Source organism: Aquimonas sp., assembly GCF_044377145.1.
In the GTDB taxonomy this organism is placed as follows: Bacteria; Pseudomonadota; Gammaproteobacteria; order Xanthomonadales; family Xanthomonadaceae; genus Aquimonas.
This window is the reverse complement of record NZ_JBILJQ010000023.1, coordinates 18,350-34,322: the sequence shown is the minus strand read 5'-3', so window position 1 is coordinate 34,322 and position 15,973 is coordinate 18,350. Positions and strand designations below refer to the sequence as shown.

Sequence of the window (15,973 nt, the reverse complement as noted above, 5' to 3'; positions counted from 1 at the left end):
GATGTCCTCGGATACACCTTTGCTGGACCTGGCGCGGCTGCGCAAAAGCTGCGGCCAGTGTTCGCTGCAGCAGCTGTGCCTGCCGGCGGGTATCAGTGGCAGCGACCTCGATCGGCTCGATGACCTGGTCAAGAAGCGGCGTCCGCTGGAACGCGGTGATCGATTGTTCCGCACCGGTTCAAGCCTGAGCGCGCTGTTCGTGGCGCGCGTTGGCAGCTTCAAGACGGTTGCGATGAACGAGGATGGCGACGAGCAGATCATGGGCTTCCATCTGCCCGGCGAACTGATCGGCCTGGACGCGCTTGGCAGCGGCAGCCACCGCTGCGAGGCCGAAGCGTTGGAAGGCGCCGAGGTCTGCGAGATTCCGATGCAGGATCTGGAACGTGTGGCCCAGCAGGTGCCGGGCCTGCAGCATCAGCTGCTGCGCATCATCGGCAAGAGTATGGAACTCGATCAGGATCATCTCGCCATGCTCGGCCGCCGCCACGCCTCCGAGCGCGTGCTGCTGTTCGTGCATGGGCTTTCCGAGCGACTGCAGAGCTTGGGGCGCCTGCATGACCAGTTCACCTTGCCGATGAGCCGCGAAGAGATCGCGAGTTATCTGGGTCTGGTGATCGAAACCGTCAGCCGCAGTTTCACCAAGCTGCAGGAAGACGGCGTCATCAGCATCCGGGGACGTCAGCTGAAGATTCTTGATCCGCATCGATTGTCAGAAGCCGCCCACGCGCCAGAACAGATGCGCGCCGGTTCGCGCTGAGCGTCGGGCCTGCGAGTGCACGACACGGGTGAGCTTCGGCATCCTGTCGAGGTCGGCAAGAAACCCCGCATGGCTGATCGAGTTGCCCGCGCGTTCGAGGTGCATTCGAGGTCAGCGTGCTAGTTTCCGCGTCCCCATCGCGCTGTGATTTCCGCCATGCCGAGTTTTCTGCTTCGCTGCCTGTTCGGTTGCCTGATCGCTGGCGGCTGCGCCGCTGCCGACAAGTCCTTCGATATCGATTACCGGGTGCGCTTCCTGCCTGACAGCGGGGCTGCCGCCGTCACCATCGACTACAGCCCCGGCGCAGGGCGCGTGCGTGAGCTCGATTTCACCATGCCCGCCGAGCGCTACAGCGCGGTCGAGGGCGATGGCCGTGTCGTTCGCGATGGCGAGCGTGTCAGCTGGACGCCGCCATCGAAGGGCGGTGAGCTTCGATACCGCTATGCCATCGACAAGCGTCGCCGTGACGGCGGCTTTGATGCCCGCATCACCGCGGACTGGACGATCCTGCGTGGCGATCATCTGGTGCCACCGGTGCGGGCGCGGCTGACCAAAGACTCGCGCTCGAATTCAAGCCTCCGCTTCGAGCTGCCGGAAGGCTGGGCTGGGGTGGATACGCCGTTCAAGCGCCGCGGCGAGGCACCGGTGTTCACGGTGGTGGAAGAGGATCGCCGCTTCCAGCGCCCGGTCGGCTGGATGATTGCCGGCGATATCGGCATCCGCCGCGAGTTCATCGACGACATGGAAGTGGCGGTGGCCGCGCCCAAGGGCGACCCGATGCGCCGCAACGAGTACCTCGCCTTCATCAATCTGGTGGCGCCGTCGATGGAAGAAGCGTTCGGCGCGCTGCCGGAGAAGCTGCTGATTGTCGGCGCCGCCGACGGCATGTGGCGTGGCGGCCTGTCCGGCCCGCGCTCCCTGTACCTGCACTCGGAGCGCCCGCTGATCAGCGAGAACGGCACCAGCACACTGGTGCACGAACTGGTGCACGTGATCTCGCGGGTGCGCGGGGACGACGGCGACGACTGGATTGCCGAAGGTCTGGCTGAGTTCTATTCGATCGAGATGATGCGCCGCGGCGGTCTGCTGACCGAAGCGCGCGCGCAGAAGGCTTTCGACTGGATGCGTAGCCACGGGCGTCGGATCAGCAGCCTGAAGTCCGATCGCAGTCATGGCCCACGCACCGCAAGGGCGGTGGACCTGTTTGTCGCGCTGGACGCCGAGATCCGCGAGCACACGGGCGACGACAAGGACATCGATAACGTCGCGCGCCGGCTGGTGCCGTTGCGCCGGGTCAGCCTTGAGCAGCTGCGCGAGGCGGTCGAAGCGGTGACCGGCGAGGCTTCCGAGGTGCTGGATTCACCGCTGCTGCGTTAGGTCCGATAGCGGCGGCTTGTGTGTCTGCGCTTGCTTGCGGCAGCGCAGACGGCTCCGCAGGGGCGCCTCACTGCGCCGGCACGCGCCCGAAATCGGCCTCGGCCTCGGCAGCCAGAAAGGCCAGCACGGCATAGGCCGCGGCCTGCTGATCCAGCGCTTCGGAGTCGATCTTGTCGAGGGTGTCGTTGGCGGTGTGGTGATAGTCGAAGTAGTCACTGCCGTCCTGGGCCAGCTGCGCCCAAGGCATCCCGCGCTGGACCAAGGGAATGACATCCGGTCCCGGACCACCGCCTTCGCGCTCAAAGGCGATGCCCAGCGGCGCCAGCACCGCGGCGATCTGTTCCAGCACCGGCCAGTAGCGAGCATCAACGCCCGCGCGCAACGCGTACACACGGCCGGCCCCGAAGTCGCTCTCAGCGCCCAGCACATGCTTCGACATCTGCCCGGCATGCGCTTCGGCGTAGGCGCGCGCGCCGATCAGGCCCTGTTCCTCATTGCCCCAGGCGATCACCCGCACGCTGCGGCGCGGGCGCTGCTCCTGCTTGAGGATCGCCGCTCCGGCGGCCATGGTGATGCCGACGCCGGCACCGTCATCGAGGGCGCCGGTGCCCAGGTCCCAGGAGTCGAGATGGCCGCCGATGACGACCACTTCGTCCGGGCGTTCGCGACCCACGATGTCGCCGATCACGTTGTAGCTGACCGCCTCGCCGCGGGTCTCGGCATCGATATCGAGGCGGATCCGCACCGGTTCGCCGCGGCCGAGCATGTTGATCAGCAGGTCGGCGTCCGGGTTGGAGACCGCCGCCGCCGGGATCGGCTTCACGTCGGGGGCGTAACGCATCATGCCGGTGTGCGGGAAGCGGTCGGAGTTGGTGCTGATGGAGCGGATGATCAGGCCCACCGCGCCGCGCTTCGAGGCCTCGGTGGCGCCCGAACTGCGGCCGATCACCGACAGGCCATAGCCGCGGCCGTCCTTGAAGCGTTGGGTACGCTGGGTAATGAAAACGATCTTGCCTTCCACCGCGCCAGGTTCGGCGGCCTGCAGCTCGGCGAGGCTGTCGAAGGCGACGATCTCGCCCTCCAGCGGTGTATCGCCGGTGCCTTCGCTGCCGCCCAGCGCGGTGACCGCCAGTGGCTGCGGAAACGGCGACAGCACTTCGCCGCGCTCATGCCCGCGACGCCAGTACGGAAACGAGAACGGCTCGACCCGGACCGAATCGAAGCCGAGCGCCTCGAACTTGGCCCGCGCCCATGCCACCGCGCGAACGTCAGCTTCGGTGCCCGCCATGCGCGGGCCGACTTCCGTGGTCAGAGATTCCACCAGACCGTAAGCGACACCCGCAGTGCTGTGCTCATCGCGCAGTGCGGTGGCGGTGCTGATCGCAACTTCGCTGAGCGGCGGAATATCTGCGCGGGCCGGGCCGGCCATGCATAGGGATGCAAGCGCAAGGGTGCACAGACGCATGGAATTCATCTCCGGCGAAGGACGCGTAGAACCGATCAACTCAGCCGCGAAGCTTGCCGCAGCAGCGGGTGTCACGCATGTGCGCAAAGACAGGCTCGCCCGCCGCCTGCACGCCTCGGCGGGTCCGCGTCTGTAGTCGATCTCAGCCGCGGGCTTTCAGCAGATCGCGGATCTCGCGCAGCAGCTCCACATCTTCCGGCGGCGGTGGCGGTGCGGCAGGCGCAGCCTCCTGCTTGCGCTGCAGGCGGTTCATCAGCTTGATCACCATGAAGATGGCGAAGGCGATGATCGTGAAATCGGCCACGGTCTGCAGAAAAGCGCCGTACTTGAACAGTACCGCCTCGCCGCCTTCGGGAGCTTCCTTCAGCACCACGGCCAGATCGGCAAAATTGACCCCGCCGACGATCAGGCCGATCACGGGCATGATGATGCCGTCGACCAAGGCACTGACGATCTTGCCGAAGGCCGCGCCGATCACCACACCCACGGCCAGATCGACCACATTGCCACGCATGGCGAAGGCTTTGAATTCAGTCAGGAAGCTCATGTCCACTCCGCAGCGCTCAAGCGGCCGGATTGCCGCGCCGGCGACTTTAGCCCAGCCGCGATGGCAATGAGCGCAGGCAGCAGCGATTACAACGCCGTGGGGCTGCGACGAGCGGCGGGTGTCAGACCGTATTTCGCGGCGGCAGCGGTTCTGCGGACTTCTCGATGACGGTGTAGTCGCCCTCGATCACGTCCGTGCGGCGGCTCCACGCTGGCGCGGAGGTCTGCGGTCGTCCACGCAGCTTCCACCACAGTGCGCGCGCGCCGAACAGCGCGAGTGCCGCCACTGCCAGTCCCACACCGACCAGGGCGAACATCGAAAGCAGCGCGATGCCAGCGACAGCAATCAGCAGGCGCAGCAGCGGATTGCGAGGCAGGCGAAGCTGGAAGATGGCAGCACGCATGGGGGAACATCCTGACTGCGGCGCGAAACGCGCGAGTGCGGAGTATTGGGGGCAGTACAGCGCGGACTCAAGCCGATAGCTGAACCGCAGCCTTAGGCATCGCCTACGCGTGTCGCGCGAGAACGGGGGGTTCCGACCCACGTGCCGGCGCGTATCCTTGGCGGCCCGACCCACTCTGAAACCGGTGTTCCGCGTATGCCTCAGCCGCTGTGCTCCCTTGCTGAACTCACTGAGCGCGGCGTGCTGGCCGTAGATGCTCGGGTCGATGGCCGTGAGGAGTCGCTGCTGCTGGTGCAGCGAGACGGCAGCCTGGCGGCATTTCTCAATATCTGCCCACATGCCGGGCGTCGACTGGATTGGGCGCCGGGGAAGTTCCTGCTTGAGGGCGGCCGTCTGATCTGCGCCGCGCACGGGGCGAGTTTCGAACTGCCGAGTGGCGCCTGTGTCGGAGGACCGTGCCGCGGGCAGTCGCTGTCAGCAGTCGCGGTGCGCCTGCAGGATTCGATGGTGGTGATCGACGGGCCCTGAGCTCTGGGTGAGCCGGGTGCAGCGTGACGGGGTGACCACTCAGCGGTGAGTCAGGCAGGACGATGCTGCACTTTTGCCAGACGAGTGAGATGGGAGGAAGCGTGCTTCCCAGCCCTTCGACCGCGATCGGGCGGGAATGCGCGTCGTCTTGCTGTGGTGGAAGTTCAGCTCATCCTGCGGTCCAGCTGGGCAACGCAACTGATCTGCGCATGCCGACGTGCGGGATGCCGTCCTCCAGATAGGGTTCGGAGCACGCCACGAATCCGTGTGCGGCATAGAAGCCCTGCAAATGCGCCTGCGCGCTGAGGTTCTGATCCTGGCCTGGCCACAGCTGCTCGCACTGGGCGATCGCAGTTCGCATCAGCAGATGGGCAAGACCCAGCCCGCGCGCGCTGGCTGCGACGACCACCCGACCGATGGCGGGAGTGTCGAAACTCAGCCCCGGCGGCAGCAGGCGCGCGGCGGCCAGCAGCTGCCCCGCGCGTTCGCCCAGCAGATGGCGAACGCCGGGCGCGTGATCGTGACCGTCGAGGTCGGGGTAGGCGCAGCTTTGTTCCACCACGAATACATCCACCCGCAGGCGCAGCAGCGTGTACAGGCGATAGGGGTCGAGTGCCTCGAACGGCAGGCAGCTGAATTCGAGCGGTGCAAGCGATGACATCAGTGGTCCATCCCATCAGCAGAAACCAGCCCAGAGCGAGCGTCGTCGAGATCAGAGTTGTCGGAATGCCGACCCGGGCGAAATCGGCAAAGCCCAGCCGCAGGTCGAGCTGTGCGGCAGGTTCGGTGGTGATGATATTGGTGACAAGCACGGCTGACAGCAAACCCGCGGTGGCGATCGTCAAGCCCAGCAGCGTATGCGGCGGCAGCGCCCTGCGGGCCAGGGCTGCGGCCACGGCATCGAACGCATCGACGGCGGCGAAGTGCGCGCCCGCCGGCATCAGCGCAAACAGCGGCAGGGTCTCGAAGTCCAGTGCCGCGGACCATTCGTCTGCCGGTAGCGCGCCTCAGGCGAGCACAAGCGCTGCAGGGACGAAGGCGATGCCGCTGCGGTCCATCGCCAGCCTCGGCAGCCGACCCAGTGCCATGCCCAGGTAGACCAGGGCAAACACGCTGACGACGAACTGGCTCATGGGGCACAGGCGCAGACGGGCGATGCGGCAGTGTAGGGGCTGCGCGCCGACCTCTGCGATAATCCCCGCCCATGAATACGCCCGATGACCGCAGCCCGTCCTCTCGCCCGTCCGCCAGCGGCGACACCACCCATTTCGGATTCCGCGAAGTGCCGGCCGCCGACAAGCAGCGGCTGGTCGGTCAGGTGTTCAGTTCGGTGGCGGCCAAGTACGACCTCATGAACGACCTGATGAGCTTCGGCATCCACCGGATCTGGAAGCGCTATTTCGTCGCCACCAGCGGGGTGCGTCGCGGCGACCGGGTGCTGGACTTGGCCGGCGGCACCGGCGACATCGCCAGCCTGCTGCAGGAGCGGGTCGGGCCGGACGGCGAGATCGTCATTGGCGACATCAATGGCGACATGCTGCGGGTGGGCCGCGATCGCCTGACCGACCGCGGCCGTGTGCGTGGCCTGCGCTACGCGCAGTTGAACGCCGAGGCGCTGCCGTTTCCTGATGCCAGTTTCGATCTGGTGACGATCGCTTTCGGCCTGCGTAACGTTACCGACAAGCAGCAGGCGCTGAACGAAATGCAGCGGGTGCTGAAAATCGGCGGGCGCGCGCTGGTGCTGGAGTTCTCCGAGGTCAAGCACGACTGGCTGAAGCCGCTGTATGACTTCCACTCGTTCCAGGTGCTGCCGCGGCTCGGCAAGCTGTTCGCCGGAGATGGCGACAGCTACCAGTACCTGGCCGAATCGATCCGCCAGCACCCGCCGCAGGCCCAGCTGAAGGCGATGATGGAGGCCGCGGTCCTGGAGCGCTGCGACTACCGCAACCTCACCGGTGGAATCTGCGCCATCCATTCCGGGCACAAGCTGTAGCGCTACCGGCATGTTCGCCGGCCGCGTTCGGCCGCTGCAGCCGCAGTCCGCGTGGTCAAGTGCGTCCAGCTGGGCTGAATGACGCATCGCTCGGCCTCCGTCGGTCCCCTATCGGCAGGCTTGGCGGCTAGACTGCGGTGATCCTTTCGCAGCCGGTGACCACTTGCCATGCGCGCTTCCCGTTTTCCTGTCCTGCTGTTTGCACTCGGCCTTGTCGCGGCCGGTTTGGCGCTGGCCGCCGGCGCCGTGTTCGCGGCCGCTCCGGCGGCGGTCGAGGCCGAGCCCGCGCTGGCCGGGCGTGGAATCGATGAGCACAGCTACGCGCAGCCGCAGGTGGTTCGCATCCGCGATCTGGCGCTGAGCCTGGCGGTCGATTTCGACACCCGCACGCTGAAGGGCTCCGCCGACTACAGCCTGGATTGGTCCGACCGCGCGGCGCGCGAGCTGGTGCTCGATACCCGCGAACTGCAGATCGATAAAGTGCTCGGGCGCCGCGGCGACAGTGGCTGGCGCCGGCTCGATTTCAGCCTGGATGCGCCGGATGCCGTGTTCGGTTCGGCCCTGCGCATCAGCATGAGCCGGCAATATGACGTGGTGCGGGTGCGTTACCGCACCTCGCAGAACGCGTCCGGCCTGCAGTGGCTGGAGCCGGCGATGACCGCGGGCGGCAAGGCGCCGTTCCTGTTCAGCCAGTCGCAGGCCATCCACGCGCGCAGTTGGGTGCCGCTGCAGGACACCCCGAGCGTGCGCTACACCTACAGCGCCGTGGTGCGCACGCCGCCGAATCTGGTTGCGTTGATGAGCGCCGACAATCCGGTCAATCCGGTGCGCAACGGCCGCTACGTGTTCCGCATGAGCCAGCCGATTCCGTCCTATCTGATGGCGATCGCGGTGGGCGATCTGGAGTTCGCGCCGATCTCGGCGCGCAGTGGCGTCTGGGCCGAGCCGGCCACGCTGGCCGCCGCGGTAGCCGAGTTCGCCGACACCGAGCGAATGATCCAAGCCACCGAAGCCCTGTATGGCCCCTATCGCTGGGAGCGCTATGACCTGCTGATCCTGCCGCCGAGCTTCCCGTTTGGCGGCATGGAGAATCCGCGGCTGTCGTTTATCACGCCGACCGTGATCGTGGGTGACAAGTCGCTGGTCAGCCTGATCGCGCATGAGCTGGCGCATTCGTGGTCGGGCAATCTGGTCACCAATTCGAGCTGGAAGGACATCTGGCTCAACGAGGGCTTCACCAGCTACGTCGAGAACCGCATCGTCGAGTCCCTGTACGGCATCGAGCGCGCGCAGATGGAGATGGTGATCGAGCAGTCCAGCTTGCGCCGCGAGCTGGCCGATCTGGCGGCAGCGGATCAGCTGCTGGTGCTGCCGCCGCTGACCGGGCGCGATCCGGATGACGCGCTGACCCCGGTGGCCTACATCAAGGGTGCGTGGTTCCTGTCGTTTCTGGAGCAGCGCTTCGGTCGCGAAGAATTCGATGCCTTCCTGCGCGGCTATTTCGATCGCTTCGCGTTCCAGGCCATCGACAGCAGCCAGTTCGTGGCCCATCTGCGCGAAACCCTGCTGGAGCAGCAGCCGAACGCGATCAGCGAACCCGAACTCGACGCCTGGCTGTTCGAGCCGGGCGTGCCGGAGTTCGCGGTGGCGGCGACCTCGCAGCGGTTCGCGGCGGTCGACCTTGCGCGCACCGCATTCCTGCAGCAGTCCGCGGCGGCAGACCTCGAAACGGCGGAGTGGACCACGCAGGAGTGGCTGTACTTCCTCGAAGGGCTGCCGCCGGTGCTGGACGGTCCGGTACTGGTCGCGCTGGATCAGGCGTTCCGCTTCACTGGTACCAGCAATGGAGAGATTGCGATGCGCTGGTATCCACTGGCCGAGCGCAGTGGCTATTTCGAAGCGCGGCCGGCGATGGCGGATTTCTTGAAGGGCATCGGCCGTCGCAAGCTGATCATGCCGGTCTACACCGCGCTGGCTGCGAGCCCTGAAGGCCTGGAGTTCGCCCGCGCCGTGTTTACCGAGGCGCGGCCGGGCTATCACCCGATCACTGCGGCCTCGGTCGCCGCGGCCCTGCAGTAAGACGCCGCGACCATGCAGCGCAGCCGGCGGGAGCGGCGACGGGCAGCACGCAAGCGTTGGTGGCTGGCGCTGTTGCTGGTCGTATGCCTGCTGCTGGGGTTCGCCGGCAGCCTGTGGCCGAATCTGTTCCTGAGCGCGGTGCTGCGGCTGGATCACCTGCGCACCGGCACCGCGCTTTCGGAACTCAGCGTCGACGGCCAGCTTTGGAGCCTTGCGCGTCGCGGCGAGGTCCAGCCGGGCCAGCCGGTCTGGGTGTTCGTGCACGGCTTAACCGGCAGCAAGGAAAACTGGCTGCCGCTGCTGCGGCAACTCCCGTCCGATGCGGCGATCGTCGCACCTGATCTGCCCGGCTGGGGCGAGTCGGCGCGCCTGCCTGGCGGCGACTACGGCTATGCCGCCCAGGCCGAGCGTCTGGCGGCCCTGCTGGTGGCGCTGGATCTGCGCGATGTGGTGCTGGTCGGGCACTCGATGGGCGGCGGTATCGCCGCGGTGACCGCCGCGCGCCACCCTGAGCGGCTGCGTGGGCTGGTACTGATGAGCGCATCCGGCACGCCATTCAAACCCAACGACTTCGGCCGTGCAGTGCTGCGAGGTGAACATCCGTTTGCGGTGCGGACCCGTGCCGAGCTCGACGCATATCTGGGGCTGGTGTTCATTGATCCGCCCTTCCTGCCCTGGCCGCTGCCGCAGGCGCTGCTGCAGCGCCGACAGGCCGACTTCGAATTCGAGCGCGGCGTGCTGGAGTCGATCGGCCGTGGCCCGCAGGCCTTCCTGCCCGAGCAGTTGGCGGGTGAGATCGCTCGGCCCACGCTGCTGCTGTGGTGTCGCGGTGATCCGGTGATCGACCCCAGCGCCGCCGAAGCCTACGCGGCCGTTCTGGTCGAGTCGCGCAGCCTGCTGCTGGATGGCTGCGCCCACATGCCGATGATGGAACAGGCCGCCGGCACCGCGGCCGCGCTGCTGGTCTGGTCTGAGGCCGTGCCGTAACTGATCTCGACTGGGCGGAGGTACGCCGTCTGTTCGACCGCGGCTGCAGCTGCATATCCGGGCGGCCTTGCCGCCTGCGCAGCGCGATCGCGCCAGGATCGAGCGCGCGCACAACGACCGCGCCACGTGCTGGCCCCGGAGCACCGGGCGTTCAGCGTCGCCGCCAAGCTGCAGGGCGTCAGCGGACGTTCCTGCGCTTATTCTCGGCGACCCGGTTGGTCACAGCGCTCGGGGCGAGTCGTGGCCGCCAGTCGCGAAGCCCGCATACACGCGGACGGACTGGTGCGGCGCTGGCAGCGGGCGCCTGCGGCGGGTCGTCGCGCGGCACCGGCAGGCTCGGGTCCAACAGATGCGGCGGCAGCATCAGGACCATGACGCGCCTCCCGGCAGCGCCGACGCCGACACGGGCGCTGGCGACGGTTGGACCGGTGATGGCGGCAGCGGCCGCAGCGGGCCTGGATCGGGCGCACGCGGCATCGGGCCTGTGAACATGCGGGGTTTGCGGGTTATACGGTGGCTCATGGCGATCTCCCACCGCGCGGGCTGCGCGGCAGGTTGAGTAGAAACGGCAGCTTGGGCAAATGCGGGCGGAGCTTGTGGCAAAACGCGGGCAGCCGCGGGCCGAAAGGGCGGCTGCCGATCAATCCTCGCTGCGAAAGACCATTCGCAAGGGTCCGATGCTGATGCCCTGCGCTGCATCGACGACCTGCGTCTGCGTCAGCCGCTGCAGGCTGATCACACCGTCGCCCGCCGGCAAACGGATCGAATCGAGTCCACAGTGCGCCAGCCGACGGGCGGCGCTGCGCATCGCGCCCGGCTGCAGCGCAGTGTCGGCGACAGGTGCGGGCCTGCGCTCGATGCAGTCGACCCTGTGCGCGCCTTCCAACGGCGCCAGCTCAGCGTCCATCGCAGCCTCGGCAAGCTGCAGGTCCGAACCTGGCGCGAGGTAGTGCACCGTCGCCTTGAGTTGCCCGGCAGCCGACGTGGCAGCTCGCCGGAATACCCAGCCGCCGCTGCGGCCGTGCGCGCGCACGGTCAGTTGACCTGCATGTCGGTCGATCTGTAGCGCGCTTGCTTCGTCCACGCCATAGCCGATCTGGGCGCTGGTCTGTGCCAGCAGCCGCAGCAGCCGCGGTTCGCGCGCGCGTTCGGAGAAGTGGGTGTCAACCGAAGCGGATTCGGCCAGCGAAAGCCCGCCTGCGGGCCAGAAGCTGAGCTGATCCTCGTCAATGCCGACACCGCAGCGCTGTCCTCGGCTGCAGCCGGGAATCGGCGGAGGGCCGGCCCGTCCGGGTCCGCGCACTGCGGATTCCGGGCTGCCGTTGCTGAGCATGGCTGCCCCCGACTGCACGGCCGCCCCGGCGCTGGTACCGCCGACCACCAGCCTGCCCGATGCGTGCGCCGCGCGGAGCGCCTGCAGCCATGGCTGCGCGCGGTCGGCGCGGTCAAAAAAGGCCTGGCGCAATCGCCACTGGTCACCACCGGAAAAAAACACGCCATCCAGCGCGTGCGGCAGGTTCGCCAGCGCCTCTGGCGCAGCGCAAGCAGCGGCCTGGGTGCGTGCGAGATCAGGGAAGATCCGGTCCCGATCGGGCAGCTGCAGATGGAGCCGGCGCTGCGATTCCAGTGAATCGCAGTCGAGGTCGGACTCGATCGTCCGCGCCAGCGCCAGGTCGATCGGCCACCAGACCGCGTCCGCGCCCAGCGCCTCGAACGCGCCCTGATAGAAATCGACGGCGTCGAAAGGGTCCTGCGCAGAGGCGGTGACGACCGCAATCCGCGGGCGCTTGCCGCCGCGTCGAGCCGCTTCCGCCACGAAGGCGCGAAGCACTTCCAGCCCGGCGGGCTCGGTCGTGAGGTCGGCGAAAACGCGCTCGCGAAGACGTACCCCGGCCTCGATCTGAGGCGCCTGCAGGCTGCCGAGTATCGCGGCGCGCTCGGCGTCCGACAGCCGTGCCCACAGCGAGCGGCGGCCATTTTTGCAGGGCGCGGCCTCCGCGGATTCGCCATCCGTGCAGATGTTGAACAGTACATCTTCAAGTTCGGCGGCATGAATTGGCTTCGGTCCAACGCGCTCCATCGCAATGGTCAACAGCTTCTCGACCTGGCCTCTGAGTGTGTCGATGTAGTCTGCGTCCGTGCCTTCTGATGGCAGCCAATTCAGCGCATCCGGGTCGACTTGATACAGCCAGGGCTGGCGTCCAGCCGTTCGGTCCGGTAGCGCGCGTTGGCAGGACTTCGGGGCCAGATCCGAGCAGATCGGCAGTGCCCCGCCGGCGATGAAAAGCGTCTGCGGGAATTGTTCAGTTGAAGAAAGCGAAGCTCCTTCACCGCTCGCGCTGGATGCGGCAAGACAAAGCGCAAGCAGCGCACTCGCAGTGATGCGGTCGATCGATGGTGTATGCATGGCGGCGGACCATACGGGGTGGGCTGTGTGCGCCACAAGTGCGCGCTGCTCCCGGCAAATCCTCGCGGAGCCTGTCGGATTGCGCTTGGCTGGGTTGCCGATCTGCCCGTGCGGCCCGCTTGACCGGTGCGCTGCAGAGGCACCGGGGCGCGCGCAGTCGAAGTGCGCCTCGAGCGCGGAGCCCGGGAGTCTGCCGCTCGAGCGTCCCGGGCCTTGACGCGCCGTTCGGCTCGGGGTAATGCTTCGCCACGCTGTCACCAACCTCGGCGCTCATGTCCAAGCCGCGTAACCACATCCGGCATCTTGCGCGCACCTACTACTTGAGCGAGTGGTGGGACGAGTAGCAGTCCTCGCGTAGCGACTCCGCGTCCGCATCCGCAACGAACACGTGGCCGCCATCCTCCTGGATGGGCGTGGTCTGTCTGTGTCGTCACGCGCAGCGGTCGTCCAACTTGAGTCCATCCGTCCTCCGCACTGCTCAAAGGTGCGAGCTGACGGGCAATGTGGGGAATCCAAAATGCATTCCATCAAATCGCTGTCGGTCGCGATCGCGACGGCACTGCTCGCCCTGCCTGTGCTGGTGGCGGGCCAAACCACTGCAGCCGCCGAGCCCGAACCCGCCGTCGCGCTCGACAAGGTGGTCGTTACCGGCTCCAACATTCGCGGCATCGATCTGCAGGAGGCTCAGCCGATCACGGTGATCGACGCTGACACCATCCGCCAGCTCGGCGCGGTCACGGTCGGCGATCTGATTGCCCAGATCGCGGCGGCCCGGGGCGGCACCGGCAGTTTCAGCACCGCCAGTTCCGGCGCGCTGCAGGCTGACACGCCTGCCGGCGCGGCGGCGGTGTCGCTGCGCGGTCTTGGCACCGCTTCCACCTTGACCTTGGTCAACGGCCGCCGCATCGCCGTCTCGTCGTTTGCGTCGGGTTCGGAGAACTTCGTCGACATCAATGCGATTCCGATGGCAGCCATCGATCGCGTTGAGATCCTGACCACCGGTGCGTCGGCGATTTACGGCGCGGATGCGGTGGCCGGCGTGGTGAATTTCGTTCTGCGCGACGACTTCGAGGGCGTTCGGCTCTCGGCCAGCCTCGGCGACTCCGAAGCCGAAACCGATGAGCTGCGCGCCAATGCCAATATCGTCGCGGGCTACGTCGGCGATCGATCGCGCGGTCTGCTGGTGCTCGACCTGTTCAAGCGCAGCGGCATGTATCTGCGCGATCGCAGCATCACCGCCATCGAGCCGCGGCCCTCGCAGCAGGGCATCTATCCGAGCTTCAACGACCTCGCCGAGATGGATCTCGATCTGGTCGAAGCGAGCTGCCCGGACAGCCAGCGTTTCGACGGTCGTCCGGGATTCCCGAACAGCCGCTTCGGCGCCTATTGCACGGTCAACCGCAACCAGTACACGCCCACCGATCCGGAGACCGAACGCTTCGGCAGCTTCGCCACCTGGCAGTTCGATTTCGGTGCAGGCACCGAGTACTTCACCGAGCTGGCGCTGCAGCGGAACGTTTCGCGCGCGGCCAGCGCGCCGGCGCCATGGAGCGAAGAGGAGATCGCCTTCAACCACCCGAGCATGCCGGCCGAACTGCGTGCTCGGCTGCTCGCGGCCGGCGCCGATCCGGCGTCCAGCGTGTTCGGATGGGGCCGATTCCCCGACGCCCGCGAAATCGAAGTGGAGACCCGCAATTGGCGCTGGCTGAACGGCTTGCGCGGGGCGTCCGGCAACTGGGACTGGGAGACCACGACGACGCTTTCGCAGAGCCGCAGCGAGCAACAGGCGGTGGCTGGCATCTACAACGTCGAGCGCTTCCGCGCTGGTCTGGTCGGTGAGCTGTGCAGTACTGGGGCCACCAATTGTCGACCCGGCAGCGGAGGCCTGTTCTACAACCCGTTCGACGCTCAGACAGGGAACGGCGCCCAGGTGCTGGACCTGCTGCGCGAGCAGGTGCCGCGCGATGGCAAGTCGGACTTGATGGGCTGGGACGGCAAATTGTCCGGCGTCTGGGGTGCCTTGGCCGGCGGCGATGTTGGCTGGGCGTTCGGTGCAGAACTGCGCCGCGAGGCGATCGAGGATCGACCCTCGCCGCTGGCAACGCTCGATCCGTTGACGGGCGAAGTGCCGGTGTATGGATTCGGTTCGACTGCCGTCAGCGCGGCGCGCTCGCAGGGCGCGCTGTATGCCGAGAACTACCTGCCGTTCACCGAGCGCTTCGACCTCCGGGTCGCGGCGCGCTACGACTACTACAGCGACTTCGGCGGCGACATCAATCCCGCAGTCGGCCTGCGCTGGCGCCCGCACGACAGCGTGGTGCTGCGCGGCGGTTGGAACACGTCGTTCCGCGCGCCGTCGCTGGCGCAGGTGGGCGCTGGCTTGAGCTTGAGTTCTGGCGCCGTGCCGTGCTCACCCGGCAGCGAATTCTTCAACAGCTTCTGCGGCGGATTCAGCGGCGACGACGGCTATCTGTCCGAGGTCTACGGCAATCCCGATCTGCAGGCCGAAACCTCCTCGGCCTGGTATCTGGGCAGCGCCTTCAGCCTGGGCCAGCGCAGCACCCTGACCCTGGATTACTGGAGTTTCGATCAGCGTGATCTGGTCGATATCGACGATCTGGAGCTGTTCCGTCAGGCCTTGAGCAACCCTGCGCTGGTCTTCCGCAGCGCTGACCTGCCTTCCGGACAGATCGGCATCGGCATTCGCAACGGGCGGATTGGCGGTAACGTGGATCAGGTCAATCTGCAGCTGATCAACATCGGACGACAGCGCACCGATGGCATTGACATCAGCTTCGAGCATCGGTTCGACGAGTTCAGCTGGGGCAGCCTGCGCTATCTGTTCGATGCAACCTGGGTGAACAGTTTCGAGCGCAGCGAATCCTGCGGTGACTCGGGCGATGGGCGGCGTGGCGCAGGGGCGTGCCAGGGCGGCCAGCGGTTGATCGAGCGAGTAGGCGAGTTCCGCTACCCGGAGTGGACGGCCAACACCGGTGTCGCGTGGACTCGCGGCGGCAGCTTCGCCCGGCTGTTCGCCAACTACGTCGATGGCTACTTCGACGATGACCAGCGCGCAGAGGTGCCGGCGGGGCGACAGATCGGTTCGTGGACAACGCTCAACCTGACCGTGGGTCAGGACGTCGGCGAGCACCACTCGCTGAGCCTCAACGTGCGCAACCTGGCTGACCGTCAGCCACCCGTGGCGCTGGGCTCAGCGGCCAATGTCGATCTGTACAACCACAACACCTTGGGCCGCTTCTGGACCTTCAGCTACGTCTACCGCTACTGAGCGCGAACCTGGCGTCGAGTGTCAAACGGTGACTTCGCAGACGCGTGAACAAGCGCTCTGCTGGCGCAGCTCGGCTGGAACGCAGGCGCTCGCGGCCGTGCTCCCCGTGGCCGCGGGCCCGACCTTTGAGCCCACAAGCGC

The 15,973-nt window shown here is 67.0% G+C and carries 13 protein-coding genes; 7 read left to right on the top strand and 6 right to left on the bottom strand.

The features are described 5' to 3' along the window. The first annotated feature begins 1 nt into the window (after window position 1). Together ACIQ7H_RS09195 and ACIQ7H_RS09190 are read left to right on the top strand one after the other, a co-directional pair. The gene (locus tag ACIQ7H_RS09195) at window positions 2–757 is read left to right on the top strand and encodes a helix-turn-helix domain-containing protein (RefSeq protein WP_395790636.1); all 756 of its coding nucleotides are present in this window, start codon (window positions 2–4) and stop codon (window positions 755–757) included. A gap of 156 nt (window positions 758–913) precedes the next feature. Next, the gene (locus ACIQ7H_RS09190; protein WP_395790634.1) at window positions 914–2,134 is read left to right on the top strand and encodes a hypothetical protein; all 1,221 of its coding nucleotides are present in this window, start codon (window positions 914–916) and stop codon (window positions 2,132–2,134) included. A 67-nt stretch (window positions 2,135–2,201) separates the two neighbouring features. On the opposite strand, the gene ACIQ7H_RS09185 is transcribed toward ACIQ7H_RS09190, so the two are convergent. The 3 genes from ACIQ7H_RS09185 to ACIQ7H_RS09175 form a co-directional block, all read right to left on the bottom strand. Then, window positions 2,202–3,599 carry a M20/M25/M40 family metallo-hydrolase gene (locus ACIQ7H_RS09185; protein WP_395790632.1) on the bottom strand — a complete coding sequence of 466 codons (1,398 nt, stop codon included), beginning with the start codon at window positions 3,597–3,599 and terminating at the stop codon, window positions 2,202–2,204. A gap of 142 nt (window positions 3,600–3,741) precedes the next feature. Continuing rightward, window positions 3,742–4,146: a large-conductance mechanosensitive channel protein MscL gene (mscL, locus tag ACIQ7H_RS09180; protein ID WP_395790630.1), complete on the bottom strand. Its 405-nt coding sequence runs from the start codon at window positions 4,144–4,146 to the stop codon at window positions 3,742–3,744. Between the two features lie 121 nt (window positions 4,147–4,267). Continuing rightward, complete coding sequence (locus tag ACIQ7H_RS09175; protein WP_395790628.1) at window positions 4,268–4,549, bottom strand: hypothetical protein; 282 nt, start codon at window positions 4,547–4,549, stop codon at window positions 4,268–4,270. Window positions 4,550–4,744: 195 nt separating this feature from the next. On the opposite strand from ACIQ7H_RS09175, the gene ACIQ7H_RS09170 reads away from it, so the two are divergent. Further along, on the top strand, window positions 4,745–5,077 hold the full coding sequence (locus tag ACIQ7H_RS09170) for a Rieske (2Fe-2S) protein (RefSeq protein WP_395790627.1): 333 nt from the start codon (window positions 4,745–4,747) through the stop codon (window positions 5,075–5,077). A gap of 169 nt (window positions 5,078–5,246) precedes the next feature. Here the strand turns inward: ACIQ7H_RS09170 and ACIQ7H_RS09165 are convergent, their stop codons facing one another. Then, window positions 5,247–5,738, bottom strand: a complete 492-nt coding sequence (locus ACIQ7H_RS09165) for a GNAT family N-acetyltransferase (protein WP_395790625.1) — start codon at window positions 5,736–5,738, stop codon at window positions 5,247–5,249. A gap of 346 nt (window positions 5,739–6,084) precedes the next feature. Further along, on the bottom strand, window positions 6,085–6,210 hold the full coding sequence (locus tag ACIQ7H_RS09160; RefSeq protein WP_395790623.1) for a hypothetical protein: 126 nt from the start codon (window positions 6,208–6,210) through the stop codon (window positions 6,085–6,087). Between the two features lie 71 nt (window positions 6,211–6,281). On the opposite strand from ACIQ7H_RS09160, the gene ubiE reads away from it, so the two are divergent. The 3 genes from ubiE (at window position 6,282) to ACIQ7H_RS09145 (ending at window position 10,136) form a co-directional block, all read left to right on the top strand. Then, a complete protein-coding gene (ubiE, locus tag ACIQ7H_RS09155) occupies window positions 6,282–7,070 on the top strand; it encodes a bifunctional demethylmenaquinone methyltransferase/2-methoxy-6-polyprenyl-1,4-benzoquinol methylase UbiE (RefSeq protein WP_395790621.1) in 789 nt (262 codons plus the stop codon). A gap of 168 nt (window positions 7,071–7,238) precedes the next feature. Next, the gene (locus ACIQ7H_RS09150; RefSeq protein WP_395790619.1) at window positions 7,239–9,149 is read left to right on the top strand and encodes a M1 family metallopeptidase; all 1,911 of its coding nucleotides are present in this window, start codon (window positions 7,239–7,241) and stop codon (window positions 9,147–9,149) included. A 12-nt stretch (window positions 9,150–9,161) separates the two neighbouring features. Next, window positions 9,162–10,136 carry an alpha/beta fold hydrolase gene (locus tag ACIQ7H_RS09145; RefSeq protein WP_395790617.1) on the top strand — a complete coding sequence of 325 codons (975 nt, stop codon included), beginning with the start codon at window positions 9,162–9,164 and terminating at the stop codon, window positions 10,134–10,136. Between the two features lie 640 nt (window positions 10,137–10,776). On the opposite strand, the gene ACIQ7H_RS09140 is transcribed toward ACIQ7H_RS09145, so the two are convergent. Further along, window positions 10,777–12,543 carry a cyanophycinase gene (locus ACIQ7H_RS09140; protein ID WP_395790615.1) on the bottom strand — a complete coding sequence of 589 codons (1,767 nt, stop codon included), beginning with the start codon at window positions 12,541–12,543 and terminating at the stop codon, window positions 10,777–10,779. A gap of 517 nt (window positions 12,544–13,060) precedes the next feature. Between ACIQ7H_RS09140 and ACIQ7H_RS09135 the strand changes: the two genes are divergently transcribed. Then, on the top strand, window positions 13,061–15,832 hold the full coding sequence (locus ACIQ7H_RS09135; protein ID WP_395790613.1) for a TonB-dependent receptor: 2,772 nt from the start codon (window positions 13,061–13,063) through the stop codon (window positions 15,830–15,832). The last annotated feature ends 141 nt before the right edge of the window (window positions 15,833–15,973 follow it).

Bases quoted from the DNA above. Each gene is read 5' to 3' on its own strand.
- ACIQ7H_RS09195 (WP_395790636.1), top strand. From the start codon at position 2: ATGTCCTCGGATACACCTTTGCTGGACCTGGCGCGGCTGCGCAAAAGC.
- ACIQ7H_RS09190 (WP_395790634.1), top strand. From the start codon at position 914: ATGCCGAGTTTTCTGCTTCGCTGCCTGTTCGGTTGCCTGATCGCTGGC.
- ACIQ7H_RS09185 (WP_395790632.1), bottom strand. From the start codon at position 3,599: ATGCGTCTGTGCACCCTTGCGCTTGCATCCCTATGCATGGCCGGCCCG.
- mscL (WP_395790630.1), bottom strand. From the start codon at position 4,146: ATGAGCTTCCTGACTGAATTCAAAGCCTTCGCCATGCGTGGCAATGTG.
- ACIQ7H_RS09175 (WP_395790628.1), bottom strand. From the start codon at position 4,549: ATGCGTGCTGCCATCTTCCAGCTTCGCCTGCCTCGCAATCCGCTGCTG.
- ACIQ7H_RS09170 (WP_395790627.1), top strand. From the start codon at position 4,745: ATGCCTCAGCCGCTGTGCTCCCTTGCTGAACTCACTGAGCGCGGCGTG.
- ACIQ7H_RS09165 (WP_395790625.1), bottom strand. From the start codon at position 5,738: ATGTCATCGCTTGCACCGCTCGAATTCAGCTGCCTGCCGTTCGAGGCA.
- ACIQ7H_RS09160 (WP_395790623.1), bottom strand. From the start codon at position 6,210: ATGAGCCAGTTCGTCGTCAGCGTGTTTGCCCTGGTCTACCTGGGCATG.
- ubiE (WP_395790621.1), top strand. From the start codon at position 6,282: ATGAATACGCCCGATGACCGCAGCCCGTCCTCTCGCCCGTCCGCCAGC.
- ACIQ7H_RS09150 (WP_395790619.1), top strand. From the start codon at position 7,239: ATGCGCGCTTCCCGTTTTCCTGTCCTGCTGTTTGCACTCGGCCTTGTC.
- ACIQ7H_RS09145 (WP_395790617.1), top strand. From the start codon at position 9,162: ATGCAGCGCAGCCGGCGGGAGCGGCGACGGGCAGCACGCAAGCGTTGG.
- ACIQ7H_RS09140 (WP_395790615.1), bottom strand. From the start codon at position 12,543: ATGCATACACCATCGATCGACCGCATCACTGCGAGTGCGCTGCTTGCG.
- ACIQ7H_RS09135 (WP_395790613.1), top strand. From the start codon at position 13,061: ATGCATTCCATCAAATCGCTGTCGGTCGCGATCGCGACGGCACTGCTC.